This window comes from Streptomyces sp. NBC_00775 (assembly GCF_036347135.1).
GTDB lineage: Bacteria > Actinomycetota > Actinomycetes > Streptomycetales > Streptomycetaceae > Streptomyces > Streptomyces lutosisoli.
This window is the reverse complement of sequence record NZ_CP108938.1, coordinates 7,159,456-7,173,743: the sequence shown is the minus strand read 5'-3', so window position 1 is coordinate 7,173,743 and position 14,288 is coordinate 7,159,456. Positions and strand designations below refer to the sequence as shown.

The following is a 14,288-nucleotide window of genomic DNA, read 5'->3' as shown; positions in this document are numbered from 1 at the left end:
AAGTGCACTTTACGGATTCAGGCCTCTGCGAATGCGCGGTAAACGCGCACGCACAGAGGCCTGAATTCCAGACGATTATTCGTTTTTAATTATGCCACGCCGTCCTGGCGGTCCAGAACGCTGGCCAGGGCCGCCTCGAAACCGGAAGCCTGACCGGCGCCGGCCGTCGGGTCCTGCTGACGGACGTCGATGACGTGACCGGTCAGCTCGGAGACGAGAACGTCGAGCGAGGTGCGCGCCACGGCCTCGGAGGACAGCAGCGAACCCGTGGGCTCCTGGCCGAACGCCTTGGTCCGCATCGGGGTCGCGGTGCGCTCGGGGTTGATGCAGTTGACGCGGATGCCGTCGCCGGCCCACTCGTCGGACAGCGCCTGGGTGAGGTTCACCATGGCGGCCTTGGTCGAGGAGTAGAGGCTGTACTCGGCGCGGCCGCGGGTGTAGCTGCTGGAGGTGTAGAGCAGCAGCTGGCCCTTGGTCTCGGCCAGGTACTTGTACGAGGAGCGGGCGATCTGCACCGGCGCCAGGTAGTTGACCTTCAGCGCTTCCTCGATGGTCGCGTTGTCCGTCTCGGCGAGCTTGCCGATGCGCAGCACGCCCGCGGTGTTGATGACGTAGTCGATGCGCCCGGTCTCGGCGTACGCCGTGGACAGCGCGTCGTCGACCTCCTCCGGGTTCTCGACGTGCGTACCGGTGGTCGAGCGGCCCAGCGCGTAGGTCTTCGCGCCGTAGCCCTCGGCGAGCTCGGCTATGTCCTTACCGATGCCGTACGAACCGCCGAAGACCACCACGGTCTTGCCGGTGAGCAGCAGGCGGTAGGCCTCTTCGTCGGCCTGCTCGGGCGCGGCGGTGGAGGCGAGCTGGAAGAGCTTGTCGGCGATGAAGACGTCGACGGGCTGCGTGACCTTCATGTTGTACTCGTCGCCCGCGACGACGTGGATCGGCACGTCCGGCAGGTACTTGAGCACGACCGAGCAGTCGTCGGTGGCCTGGAAGTTCGGGTCGTTCGCGGCGACCTCGTACGCGCGGCGGATCGTGGACAGCTTGAACGCCTGGGGCGTCTGGCCGCGGCGCAGCCGGGAGCGGTCCGGGATCTCGGTGATGAACTCGCCGTCGTCGCCGTGCGTGCGGGTCACGATGATCGTGTCCGCGGACGGGATGGCGACGTCGACGGCCTGGAAGCGCTCCAGCGCGGTCACGCAGTCGTTTATGACGCGCTCAGACAGCAGCGGGCGCACGGCGTCGTGGAACAGGACGTTGCGGTCCTCGCCCTCGGCCAGGCCCTCGCCGAGGGCGGAGATCGCGCGCTCGGTGGTCTCGTTCCGCGTCGAGCCGCCCTCGATGATCCGGGTCACCTTGGTGAAGCCCGCCTTCGCGACGATCTTCTCGACGTCCGGGACATAGCCCGGGGCCATCAGCACGATGATGTCGTCGATCGAGTCGGCCTGCTCGAAGGTGGTCAGCGTGTGCTCGATGACCGCCTTGCCGGCGATCTTCAGCAGCTGCTTCGGAATCGACAGACCCACGCGCTGACCGGTGCCGCCGGCCAGGATCACTGCGGTGGTACGGGGCTTGGCAAAGTGCTCAGACACAGGTGACCTACCTTGGGGCGACAGGGAACCTGGGAATGGTCCCACTTACGGTTACTGCCATGCAAGGTGAGCGCCCACTGCTGCATATGTGCGCGCAACCGGTTATTCACCTTGCATGCAGGCGACTTCCGGGAACCCGGACCGGATTGTCCGGGTTTGCTGTGAGTAACTGCACACGTTTCTTGTGCGGTTTCTCCCCAGTTCTCCTCAGCTCCCCTTGAGGCGCTTCAGCACCCGGTGACCGAGAACCCTGACGAGTTCCTTCGACGAGGTCTGGTGAACCGTACGCACGGCAGGGCGCTCCGGGGGAGCCGGGGGTGCCTCGGCCGCCACGACGAGCGCTCCGTACAGCGCCTGGGCGGCCACCTCGGGGTCGATCCGCGCGGTCTCCGGCTCGGGATCTTCCTGCCCGGGCGACGGTACGGCGGACAGCAGCGCCGGGTCACCGAGGATCCGTACGCCCATGGTGCCGATCCGCTCGGCCATCTCCCCGCCGATTCCGGCCGCCGCTTCCAGGGCCCAGGTCGGGGTGGTGATCCGAGGGTCCTCCGCCGTGGGGCGGCAGCTGTTCTTCATATGCATGACCGCGCCATTGCGCACCAGCTTGGAATACAGCTCGTCGGGCAGTCCATTGCCGCGGAATTCCATGTTGAGTTTCCGGAGCATTTCGGTCTCGGCGAGCGTGAGGGAGCGGTTCGCCGTGTCCGGCACCTCGGTGAGAAGACCGTCCGGCAGTCCGAGGAGGGATTCGAAGGTGCGCATCAGGCCGCCGCGGTCCCGGTCGTCGACCACGACGACGGTGACGTTCTCGGCGCCGACGACCCGCGTCCAGCGCTCGACGAGCCGGTCGTGCCGGTGGCGGCGCCAGAAGCTCGGGTTCGGCTTCTCGTACGGGGCCTTGCGCAGCATGTGGTCGAGCCAGTCCTCGTACCCCATGCGCAGACCGTTCTGCACGTACTGCTGCCACTGCGAGGGCATGATCTTCGCCAGCGGGCGCAGCGTGACCAGGATGTGCACGCGGTCCCGGCCCAGGTCGTCGACGACCCGGGCGATGGTCTCGTCGTCGGGCGCGTCCGCGAAGAATTCGCTGCTGATCACCGAGGTCTGCTTCTTGCCGGCGTGCACCGCGTCCAGCAGGCGCTGCCAGTGGCCCTCGGTGGGCCGGGTGTCACCCATCATGCCCGGCCGGGCGCAGACCGCGAGGGCGGCCTCCATGGGATGCCTGCTGTGCGCGGGGAAGGCGACACCGTGCTCGGCCATCGCCTCTTTCGCGGCGAACAGCGCGCCCTGGATCGAGGTGGTCCCGGTCTTGTGCGGGCCTATGTGCAGCAGCCGGGTACCGGAGGGCAGCGGCGCGGGGGCAGCCGTCTCAGCGGCTGTCGCGTGTCGTGTCGAACAGTCGGTCTCCATGGTAAGAGGACGTTAAGGACCATTCCTGAGTGCAAGCTGAGAATGCCCTGGGACTCCTGTGAGTCCCAGGGCACGTGCTCAGTCAGGCACTCAGGCCGGGGTCGGGCTCAGGCCAGGTTCACGCCCGGCTCCCCCGCCTCGACCCGCAGCCGGGCCAGTGTGCTGGAGGCGGCGTCCGGCTGGAGCACCGTCTCCGGGACACGCACCTGGGCGTCGATGCCGCCGCGGTCGATGTCGAAGAGGTGGTAGCCGCGGTGGGCGTCGATGAACTTCCAGTGCGGGTTGTCCGCCATGCGCGGGTCCCACTCGGCGTGGAAGGCCGTCTGGTCCTGGTCGCCGCCGCTGGAGATGGAGGTGCCGACGAACTCGGCGCCGACGACGTCGGAGTCCGGGTCGGCGAAGTCCTCCTTGAGGTCGCTGATCATCGTGAGGTGCCGGTCGCCGGTCATGACGACCGGGTTGCGGATGCTCGCGAACTCCTCCATGAGGGCGTTGCGTTCGGCCTGGTAGCCGTCCCAGGCGTCGTAGTACCAGAGCTTGCCCTCGCCGACCTGGAGGTCGGTCTCGGCCATCATGATCTGCGAGGCGATCAGGTTCCAGCGCGTCGGCGAGTGGTGCAGGCCGTCAAGGAGCCACTCCTTCTGCTCGGCGCCGAGCATCGTGAGCGAGGGATCCTCGGCGCCTTCCTGGCTGGTCGCCTGGTTGCTGCGGAACTGCCGGGTGTCCAGCACGTTGAGGCGGGCCAGGCGCCCGAAGTCGAGCCGCCGGTACATCTGGATGTGCGGCCCGTCCGGGATCGCGGTGGCCCGCACCGGCATGTGCTCGTAGTACGCCTGGTAGGCGGCGGTCAGCCGGGCTACGAAGGCGTCGTGCGACTGCTTGTCGGGGTCCTGCGGGATCTCCCCGGCGAAGTCGTTGTCGACCTCGTGGTCGTCGAAGGTGACCACCCAGGGGGCGTTCGCGTGCATCGCGGCGAGGTGCGGATCGGTGCGGTACTGCGCGTAGCGGTTGCGGTACTGGACGAGGGTGTACGGCTCGTCGCTGCCCTCGTGACGGCGTACGGCGGTGGCCGAGGGCTTGGACTCGTAGATGTAGTCGCCGACGAAGAGGACGACGTCGGGATCCTGGTCGAGCATGTCGGCGTACGGCGTGAAGTAGCCGTTCTGCCAGTTCTGGCAGGAGGCGAGGGCGACCCGCAGCGAGCCGCCCGAGCTGTGCGGATGCGGTGCGGTACGGGTGCGGCCGGTCGGCGACAGCTGTCCCTCGGCGTGGAAGCGGTACCAGTAGGCACGGTCGGGGCGCAGCCCGCGGACATCCACGTGCACGCTGTGCCCGTACTCGGGCAGTGCCTGGGCGGTGCCGCGGCGTGCCGGCTTCTTGAAGCGGCTGTCCTCGGCGATCTCCCACTCCACCGACACGGCGCGGTCGGGCATGCCGCCGCCGTTCAGCGGATCGGGGGCGAGTCTGGTCCACAGCACGACGGCGTCGGGCAGCGGATCGCCGGAGGCGATACCGAGCGTGAACACCCCGTCGGGCAGCGGTGTTTCGGCCGCGCGCGCGACGCCGGGCAGCCACAGCTGGGCTGAGGCGGCGGCGCCGAGCACGGCGGCGGATGCGGTGAGAAAGTGGCGTCGATCGCGTGAGACTGCTCCGGGCATCAGCGAACTCCCTTGCGTCGGTGGCCCCTTGGACACCGGGAAGCTCACACGGCGCAGCAGCCCGCTTGTTGAACAGAACGCATCGTAGGCATGACAACTGCGCGAGCAGCGAACGACCCGCCGCGACACCGGGGCATTTCTCCGAACTCTCCGGCATCGAGACGGAATTGACGGATCGTCAGCAGCAACCACGGGGTGGGGGCGGCCGAGATCAGTCGCCGACGGACCGGCCGAAGCGGGCGCTCAGTTCGGGAACGTGTCACCGAGGTCGGCGCCGCTCGCGACCGTACCGAGGACGCGGGCGCCGAAGGCGAAGGAGCCCTTGGCCGTGGCTCCGGCGGAGGTGGAGCGGAACACCCAGACGGCGCCGGCGCCGGCGTCCTCCCCCGATGCCGCGACGACCGGCTCCGCCCTGCCGTCGCCGTTGCCGTCGACGAGGTGGGTGTTCGCGCCGAACCAGTCACCCTTCTCGGCGGTGCCGGGCACATCGGCGCTGTTCTGGCTGAACACCTTGGTGCCGGCGCCGGTCGGTCCGTTCGGTCCGCCGGGTACGACGGCGAAGGTGCCCGCCCACGTCAGCCCGCCGAAGGTCTCGTACGGGTCGCCCGCCAGGATGTCCGCGTACCCGTCGCCGTTGACGTCCCCGACCGAGACCGACGAGCCGAAGGCGTCGCCCGTCTCGTCGGCGCCCGGCACCCCGGGGGTGTCCTGGGAGATCACCTGGGGAGTGGCGGTGGCCGGGCCGTTCTCGGTGCCGTAGATGATGCCGAGCGCGTCGCCGCCGCGGACGATGTCCGCACGGTGGTCGCCGTTGACGTCGCCGAGCGCCAGGGACAACCCCGCGCGGATCGGCTGCCCCTGCGCGTCCGTCAGTTTGGCGGGCGGCCGCAGTCCGTCGCCGCTGCCGCGCATCTGGTACAGGGTTTCGCCGCGGTCGCCCTCGTCGTCCGGGTCGTACGCGCCGGCGTTCAGGACGAGGTCGGTGATGCCGTCGCCGTCCGTGTCGCCGGCCGCCAGGTCGTTCAGCTGCAAGTCGCCGGGGTCGACCATGTCCACGGTCTGGGTGGCGGCGGGGACGCCGTCGCGGCCGAAGGGCCCGAACCGCACGAGACCGGCGTCGGCCAGGTCCTGGTGTCCGTCGCCGTTGAAGTCGCCGGTGACGTTCAGACCGCTCTGGTACGGGCTGTTGCCCTCGGCGGGCAGTACCTTCCCCGAGGTGAAGCCGTCCCGGCCGCCCCACAGCACGGTCCTGCTGCCCTTCCGGTCGATACCGCCCTGCTGCCAGCGCTCGCCCCCGGACTCGACCATGAGGTCGGTGAACCCGTCGCCGTCCAGGTCGGCCGTGGCGAGCCGGTCGCCGAAGAGGTCGTCCTTCTCCGCCGTGCCGGGGATGCCGGGGGACGCTTGCGTGTACACCTTCTTGGCGCTGGTACCGAGCCCACTCGCGGACCCGTACAGCACGGCCACGTAGCCGGCCTTCGCCTTGCCGGCGACCGTCGCGTACGGGGCGGCGACGGCCAGGTCCTCGTACCCGTCCCCGTTGAAGTCCTGCCGCGCACTCGTCGCGACGGGCCTCGCATGGGCGATCGGCAGGGCCGTGGTGCTGGCGGCGAGCAGGGCGATCGCGACGACGACCACTCTTCGCGTTCTCGGCAGGGCGGACTCGGACACGTCGACTCCGGGCGTCTGGATGGCAGTTGGACGCGGAAAGGAAGATCCTCATCCGCGCCCACTACGACTCCCGGCCCAGCCCCTTGGTTGCCCTGCCCATGCCACGACTTTCTTCGCCCCCGCCGCCCCTACCCGTCCCATCCCGTTCCTGGGGCTCCGCCCCAGACCCCGTGGGTGGGTTCGTCGGCTGCGGGTGGGTGGGGGCTGGTCGCGCCCCGCGGCGGAGCCGCAAATGTCACAGCCCCGCGCCCCTAAGGCGCGGGGCTGCGCCCCGCGATCCCACGCCAGCCCCCACCGTTTTTTAGGGGCGCGGGGAACTGCGCAATCTTTTGGGGGTCTGGGGGCGCAGCCCCCAGGAACGGATGGGACGGGTAGGGGCGGCGGGGGCGAAAACCCCTCACCGCCCCAGAGCCGTCGCAGCCTAGAACGGCTTGAAGTCGTTGTACTCCTTCTCCGCCTCGTCCCGCTCGGCCTCCTTGTCGCGGCGCCGCTGCGCGGCAGGACGCGGAGCCTCCAGGCGGTGGTCCTCGCCACGCCGGCCGAGCATCTCCGCACCGGCCATGACGGTCGGCTCCCAGTCGAACACGACCGCGTTCTCCTCGGGACCGATGGCGACGCCGTCGCCCGAGCGGGCGCCCGCCTTCATCAGCTCCGCCTCGACGCCGAGACGGTTGAGGCGGTCGGCGAGATAGCCGACGGCCTCGTCGTTGTTGAAGTCGGTCTGGCGGACCCAGCGCTCGGGCTTCTCGCCGCGCACGCGGAAGAGGCCGTCCTCCTCCTGGACCACGGTGAAGCCGGCGTCGTCGACCGCCTTCGGGCGGATGACGATGCGGGTCGCCTCCTCCTTGGGCTTGGCGGCACGCGCCTGCCCGACCATCTCGGCGAGCGCGAAGGACAGCTCCTTGAGGCCCATGTGCGCGACCGCGGACACCTCGAAGACGCGGTAGCCACGCGCCTCCAGATCCGGGCGCACCATCTCGGCCAGGTCCTTGCCGTCCGGCACGTCGATCTTGTTGAGGACGACGATGCGCGGGCGGTTGCCGAGGCCGCCGTACTGCTTCAGCTCTTCCTCGATGATGTCGAGGTCGGTGACCGGGTCACGCTCGGACTCCAGGGTCGCCGTGTCCAGGACATGCACGAGCACGCTGCACCGCTCGACGTGGCGGAGGAATTCAAGGCCGAGGCCCTTGCCCTGGCTCGCGCCGGGGATCAGACCGGGCACGTCCGCGATCGTGTAGACCGTCTCGCCGGCGGTCACCACACCCAGGTTCGGCACCAGCGTCGTGAACGGGTAGTCCGCGATCTTGGGCTTGGCGGCCGACAGGACGGAGATGAGCGAGGACTTGCCGGCGCTCGGGTAGCCCACCAGGGCGACGTCCGCGACCGTCTTGAGCTCCAGGACGATGTCCTGGAGGCCGCCGGGCACGCCGAGCAGCGCGAAGCCGGGCGCCTTGCGGCGGGCCGAGGCCAGCGCCGCGTTGCCGAGGCCGCCACGGCCGCCGTCCGCGGCGACGTACGACGTGCCGTGGCCGACGAGGTCCGCGAGCACGTTGCCGGCCTTGTCGAGCACGACCGTGCCGTCCGGGACCGGCAGGATCAGGTCCTGGCCGTCCTTGCCGGAGCGGTTGCCGCCCTCGCCGGGCTTGCCGTTGGTGGCGCTGCGGTGCGGCTTGTGGTGGTAGTCGAGCAGCGTGGTGATGGACTGGTCGACGACCAGTAGTACGTCACCGCCACGGCCGCCGTTGCCGCCGTCCGGGCCGCCGAGCGGCTTGAACTTCTCCCGGTGAACGGAGGCACAGCCGTGGCCTCCGCTACCCGCGGCGACATGCAGCTCGACGCGGTCCACGAAGGTGGTCATTGGATGTGCCTCCAGTTACTTACGGAATGTCTTGTGCGCGCTGTATCTATTAACAACACGCGAAAGGCGGACCCGCCTTCCCTCTCGGGAAGTGAGGTCCGCCTCGCGAAGAACTCTGTTCTACGGAGCCTGAGTCCTGAAGGGACTGGATCAGGCGACCGGAACGATGTTCACGACCTTGCGGCCACGGTGAGTACCGAACTCCACCGCACCGGCGTCAAGGGCGAACAGCGTGTCGTCCTTGCCACGGCCGACGCCGTTGCCCGGGTGGAAGTGGGTGCCGCGCTGGCGGACCAGGATCTCACCGGCGTTGACGACCTGACCGCCGAAGCGCTTCACGCCGAGCCGCTGAGCATTGGAGTCGCGACCGTTCCGAGTGGACGATGCGCCCTTCTTGTGTGCCATGTCTCAGTCCCTACCCTTACTTCGCAGCCGCGGGGATCTCAGTGACCTTGATCGCCGTGTACTGCTGGCGGTGGCCCTGACGACGGCGGTAGCCGGTCTTGTTCTTGTAGCGAAGGATGTCGATCTTGACGCCCTTGTGGTGGTCCACGACCTCGGCCTGGACCTTGATGCCGGCAAGGACCCACGGGTCGCTGGTCACGGCGTCGCCGTCGACAACGAGCAGGGTCGAGAGCTCGACCGTGTCGCCAACCTTGGCAGTGGAAATCTTGTCAACCTCAACGATGTCGCCGACAGCAACCTTGTGCTGGCGACCACCGCTGCGCACGATGGCGTACACGCGGATCTCTCTCTCGCTCGGAACGGAATCCCGCAGTCCAGCCACGCGCTGCGCGAGCGGCCTCTCCCGAAGCGCATGACCTGTGAGGCATGCACATCACCGGGAGGAAAAAGGTTTACGGGACGCGGCGCATCGAAGGACACGCCGACGGTCAAGGTTACGGGGCCACGGCCGAAAGGGTCAAACCAGGTCGGGCCCCGCGGATGTGCCACCCGTCACGCCCACCCGTCACACCGATGCCCTGGGTGCCGCGCACGCGCGGCACCCAGGGCATCAGGACAACGGACCAGGCGCCTTTGAGGCTCAGCCCTCGTCGGTCGAAGCCGTCACGGAGGAGAGCGTCTGCTCCGCCGCCGCGGTCTTCTTCGCCGTCGTCTTGGCGGCCGTCTTCTTCGCGGTCGCCTTCTTGGCCGTGGTCTTCTTGGCGACCGTCTTCTTGGCCGTGGCCGCGGTCTTCTTGGTGGCGGCCTTCTTCGCCGTCGCCTTCTTGGCCGTCTTGCGAGCGGCCGCCTTCTTGGCCGCGGCCGGGGCCTCGGTACCGGCCTCGGCCGCCACCTCGGACGTCACAGCCGCCTCGGCCGCCTCGGCGACCGGCTCCGCCGAGACCGACGGGACGACCACGACGGCCGCCTCTTCGGACGCGGTGGGCGCGGTGGCCTTGCGGACGGCACGGCGACGCGGACGGGCCGGGGCGGCGCTCTCGGCGGGCGCCTCGACGACCTGCTCGGCGGCGGGCTCAGCCACGGGCTCGGGCGTCGGCTCGACGACCACGGGCGCCGCGACCGGCTCGGTGACCGTCACCACGGCCTCTTCCGCCGCCTTCGGGGAACCGGCCGGCGCCGACACCTTCCGGGTCGCACGACGGCGCGTACGGCCCTTGGGAGCGGCCTCGTCCTCCTGTACGGGGGCCGGGGCGGCCTCGGGCGCCTCGACGACCGGCGCCTCGGCCACCGGGGCCTCGATCACCGGCGTCTCGACGACCGGATCCGCGACCGCGACCGGCTCGGACTCGGCGGCCTCGCCGGACGTGAGAGCCCGCTCGGTCCGCTCGGCCCGCTCCTCGCGGCGGCCCCGGGGAGCCCGCTCCTCGGCCTTCGGCGCACCCGCCGGAGCCGACGCACGCCGGGTCGCCCGGCGCCGCGAACGACCACGGGTGGCTGCGGCCTCCGCCTCGGCGGCGCTGCTGTAAAACTCCTCGTCCGGCTGGAACTCGGCCTCGACGAGCGCGACGGGCGCGGCGACCTCGGCGGCCACCTCGGCCTCGGTCTCGACCGTCTCCGGCTCCTCCGCGACCTCGTGCGTGAGCTCGTGCTCGTGCTCGTGCTCGTGCTCGTGGACCTGCTCGGCACCGCCACGGCCGCGCTTCTTGCGCTTGCCGCCGCCACCGACGGAGGTCGGCTGCTCCATGTGCACGATCACGCCACGGCCGTTGCAGTGGACGCAGGTCTCGGAGAAGGACTCCAGGAGGCCCTGTCCGACGCGCTTGCGGGTCATCTGCACGAGGCCCAGCGAGGTCACCTCGGCCACCTGGTGCTTCGTACGGTCGCGTCCCAGGCACTCCAGGAGGCGCCGCAGCACCAGGTCCCGGTTGGACTCCAGGACCATGTCGATGAAGTCGATGACGACGATGCCGCCCAGGTCGCGCAGCCGCAGCTGGCGCACGATCTCCTCGGCCGCCTCCAGGTTGTTCCTGGTCACGGTCTCTTCGAGGTTGCCGCCCTGCCCGGTGAACTTGCCGGTGTTGACGTCGACCACGACCATGGCCTCGGTCTTGTCGATCACCAGCGAACCGCCGCTGGGCAGCCAGACCTTGCGGTCCAGCGCCTTCATCAGCTGCTCGTCGATCCGGTACGTCGCGAAGACGTCGACCTCGGAGGTCCACTTCGACAGGCGCTCGGCCAGGTCGGGCGCGACATGCTCGACGTACCCGTGGATGGTCTCCCACGCCTCGTCGCCGCTGACGATGACCTTGGTGAAGTCCTCGTTGAAGATGTCGCGGACGACGCGGACGGTCATGTCCGGCTCGCCGTACAGCAGCGTCGGCGCGTTCGAGCTGCCGCCGCTCTTCGCCTTCTTCTGGATGTCCTCCCACTGCGCCTGCAGTCGCTCGACGTCGCGGGCCAGCTCGTCCTCGCTCGCGCCCTCGGCGGCGGTGCGCACGATGACGCCCGCGTCCTCGGGGACGATCTTCTTGAGGATGGTCTTCAGACGCGCGCGCTCGGTGTCGGGCAGCTTGCGGCTGATGCCGGTCATCGAGCCCTCGGGCACGTAGACCAGGTAGCGGCCGGGGAGGGAGACCTGGCTGGTGAGGCGGGCGCCCTTGTGGCCGATCGGGTCCTTGGTGACCTGCACCAGGACCGACTGGCCGGACTTGAGGGCACTCTCGATGCGGCGCGGGCCGTTGGCCATGCCCAGCGCCTCGAAGTTCACCTCACCGGCGTAGAGCACCGCGTTGCGGCCCTTGCCGATGTCGATGAAGGCGGCCTCCATCGACGGCAGCACGTTCTGGACCTTGCCCAGGTAGACGTTGCCGACGTACGAGGTCGACTGCTCCTTGTTGACGTAGTGCTCGACGAGCACGTTGTCCTCAAGGACGCCGATCTGGGTGCGCTCGCCGCTCTGGCGGACGACCATCACGCGCTCGACGGCCTCACGGCGGGCCAGGAACTCGGCCTCGGTGATGATCGGAACACGACGGCGGCCCTGCTCGCGCCCTTCACGGCGGCGCTGCTTCTTGGCCTCCAGGCGGGTCGAGCCCTTGATGGACTGCACCTCGTCGGACGGGTGCTCGTCCTTCTTGCCGCGGGGCTCGCGGACCTTGACGACCGTGCGCTCGGGGTCGTTCTCGCCGGGCTCGGTGTCGGTGCCGGAGTCACCGGCGCGACGGCGGCGGCGACGGCGGCGACGGCTGCTGCTGGAGCCGCCCGACTCCTCGCGCTCGTCCGCCTCCTCGGCGTCTTCCTCGGCCTGCTCGGCGGTGTCCTCGGCGTCCTGCGCGGCCTGCTCGGCGGCGTACTCGTCCTCGCCCGCCTCGCTGTCCGACTCGGCGGACTCACCACGGCGACGGCGACGGCCACCGCGACGGCGGCGGCGACGGGAGCCCGCGGACTCCTCCTCCTCGTCACCCTCGGCGGCTTCGTCGGCGGACTCGTCGGCCTCCTCCACCTCGTCGGTGGTCTCGACGACGGTCACGGCCGCGGGCTCCTCCTCGACGGCCCGGCGACGACGGCGACGGCGTCCGCCCGTCTCCTCCTCGACGGCGACAGGAGCCGCGGGGGCCTCGACGATCTCCTCGGCCTCAGGAGCCTCGGCGGCTTCCTCGGCGGCCTCGGCGGCAGCCGCGGCGGCGGCCCGCTCGGGCGTCTGGAACATCGGCTCGGTGAACACGGGCGCCTGGAACACGGCGACGGCCGGGCGTGCGGGCCGCCGGGCGGACTCGGCTTCCTTCGGCGCGGGTGCGGAGAAGCCGACGGCGGCCTTGCGGGTGGCGCGACGACGGGTGGTACGGCGAGGAGCGGCGTCCTCGGCCGGCTCCTCGATCTCGGCGGGCTTGCTCTCGCCGGCCTTGCTCTCGCTGGTCACGGGCGCCTCCACACGCTCGTCGGCGGTGTCGCCCTCGGGCGCACCGGCGGGGGCGGAGACGCGCCGGGTGGCGCGACGACGGGTGGTACGGCGGGGAGCGGCGTCCTCGGATTCGGCGACGGCCGGCTCCGCCTCGGCGGGGGCGGCCACCTGCTCCTCGGCGACCTCAGCGGTCTCGGCAGCCTCGGCCGTCTTGGGCGCACCGGTGGGCGCGGAGGCGCGCCGGGTCGCGCGACGGCGCGTACGGCCGGCGGGCGCGGCTTCCTCGGCGGCGGTCTCGGCCACCGCCTCGACCTCGGCCGCGACAGCGGGCACCACGGTCTCGGCAGCCTCGGCCGCCTCGACGGTCTCCGGCGCACCGGCGGGCGCGGACACCCGACGGGTGGCACGGCGGCGCGTACGACGCGGAGCGGCGTCCTCGGGTTCGGCGGCGGGTGCCTCGGCGACGGCGGCCTCGGCCACCGTCTCTTCGGTCTCAGCGGCCTCTTCGGATTCGGTCTCGACGACCACTTCCGCCGGTTCCTCCGGGAGGTCGGCGGACGCCACGGCCGGTATGGCCGGCGCGGTGGTCTCGGCCGCGGCTTCGGCCGCGCCTGTGGGCGGGCCGGCGGGTCGCGACGCCGCACGGCGGCGGCGCCGCGGCGGCAGGGTGTCGCTCGGGGTGTTGTTGGTTTCGGAACCCTCAGTGGGTTCGGTCGGTTCGAGCATGCGGGTGGATCTCCCGTCAGGCTCCCGGGCGCCGCGCCTGGTCCGGCAGTGCCGGTGACGTCCGCGGCTCGCGCGATGCGCGGTGCCGCCGTCCGGGGCGCGGGCGCCGCACGGGAGCTCTCTGTGTCCTGTCTCGCCGGTTCCGTACGCCATGTGTGCGTACGGCCTGGCGAAAGTCTTCTGGTCGGTGCGCTGCCCGACCCAGGTGGCTCCCGGATACGAGGGCGGCGCTACGACATCTGTCCTTACGCGGGACCTTCCGGCACCGGCGCCTTCGCGGCGGCAGATGCGGCGACCGCCTCTTCGTGAGAGGGCGGGAGTGCCGTGACTGCCTCGCGGTCGGGCGCGAGCGGGTCGGTCACCGTGCCGGTCTCTTCATCGAACAGCCCCTGCGCCAGCCTGGTCACCGCTGCGGCGACCGGCGGCGCCAGGTCGGCCACGGCGCGAAGACCGGACAGGACGTCGTCGGGTCGTACGGCAGGCGTCACGTGCCGAACAACCAGCCGCAGTATCGCACAGGGCTGGTCGGTCGGCCTATCAGCCTGTGGACTGTCTGTCTCAAGGACTGTCCCCAGGGCTGTCTCAAGGCTTACTACGGCGCTGCGGGCGTCGAAGGTCCGCATGCCGTTCTTTGTCCTGCGCTGCACCTCGACGGTGTCGGCCGCCTTGAAGACCTCGACCGCACGCTCCGCCTCCGCCGGGTCCACGCCGTCGAGGCGCAGCTCCCACACGGAAGCGGTGAGCCGGTCGGCGAGCCCGGAGGTCCGGGCCTCGACCGCCTCGGTGATGTCGAGCCCGACAGGCATCGACTCGTCGAGGAGCTCGCGCAGTTTGTCCGGGTCACGCGTCTCGGTGAGCGCGATCTCCAGGTATTCCGCCTCACTGCCCGTACCGGTGGGTGCGGCATTGGCGTACGACACCTTCGGATGCGGCGTGAACCCCGCCGAGTACGCCATCGGCACCTCGGCACGGCGCAGCGCACGCTCGAAGGCGCGCTGGAAGTCACGGTGGCTGGTGAACCGGAGGCGGCCGCGCTTGGTGTAGCGCAGTCGGATGCGCTGCACCGCGGG

The 14,288-nt window shown here is 70.5% G+C and carries 9 protein-coding genes; all 9 read right to left on the bottom strand.

The genetic code is table 11. The annotated features are described in order from the left end of the window. Positions 1-89 precede the first annotated feature (89 nt). The gene (locus OIC96_RS31940) at positions 90-1,589 is read right to left on the bottom strand and encodes a bifunctional cytidylyltransferase/SDR family oxidoreductase (protein ID WP_327428670.1); all 1,500 of its coding nucleotides are present in this window, start codon (positions 1,587-1,589) and stop codon (positions 90-92) included. A 207-nt stretch (positions 1,590-1,796) separates the two neighbouring features. Beyond that, on the bottom strand, positions 1,797-2,999 hold the full coding sequence (locus tag OIC96_RS31935) for a hypothetical protein (protein WP_330304537.1): 1,203 nt from the start codon (positions 2,997-2,999) through the stop codon (positions 1,797-1,799). A 107-nt stretch (positions 3,000-3,106) separates the two neighbouring features. Further along, entirely contained in the window at positions 3,107-4,657 is a 1,551-nt protein-coding gene (locus OIC96_RS31930) for an alkaline phosphatase D family protein (RefSeq protein WP_330304538.1), read from the bottom strand. Between the two features lie 243 nt (positions 4,658-4,900). Further along, positions 4,901-6,328, bottom strand: coding sequence for an FG-GAP-like repeat-containing protein (locus OIC96_RS31925; RefSeq protein ID WP_330304539.1), 1,428 nt, complete (start codon positions 6,326-6,328; stop codon positions 4,901-4,903). A 421-nt stretch (positions 6,329-6,749) separates the two neighbouring features. Continuing rightward, on the bottom strand, positions 6,750-8,186 hold the full coding sequence (gene obgE / locus OIC96_RS31920) for a GTPase ObgE (RefSeq protein WP_330304540.1): 1,437 nt from the start codon (positions 8,184-8,186) through the stop codon (positions 6,750-6,752). Positions 8,187-8,336: 150 nt separating this feature from the next. Then, positions 8,337-8,591, bottom strand: coding sequence for a 50S ribosomal protein L27 (gene rpmA / locus OIC96_RS31915; protein ID WP_028802588.1), 255 nt, complete (start codon positions 8,589-8,591; stop codon positions 8,337-8,339). 16 nt (positions 8,592-8,607) lie between these two features. Then, positions 8,608-8,928 carry a 50S ribosomal protein L21 gene (gene rplU / locus OIC96_RS31910; protein ID WP_007381993.1) on the bottom strand — a complete coding sequence of 107 codons (321 nt, stop codon included), beginning with the start codon at positions 8,926-8,928 and terminating at the stop codon, positions 8,608-8,610. A 303-nt stretch (positions 8,929-9,231) separates the two neighbouring features. Next, complete coding sequence (locus OIC96_RS31905; protein WP_330304541.1) at positions 9,232-13,218, bottom strand: Rne/Rng family ribonuclease; 3,987 nt, start codon at positions 13,216-13,218, stop codon at positions 9,232-9,234. Between the two features lie 245 nt (positions 13,219-13,463). Continuing rightward, entirely contained in the window at positions 13,464-14,282 is an 819-nt protein-coding gene (locus OIC96_RS31900) for a TIGR03936 family radical SAM-associated protein (RefSeq protein WP_330304542.1), read from the bottom strand. Positions 14,283-14,288: the final 6 nt, after the last annotated feature.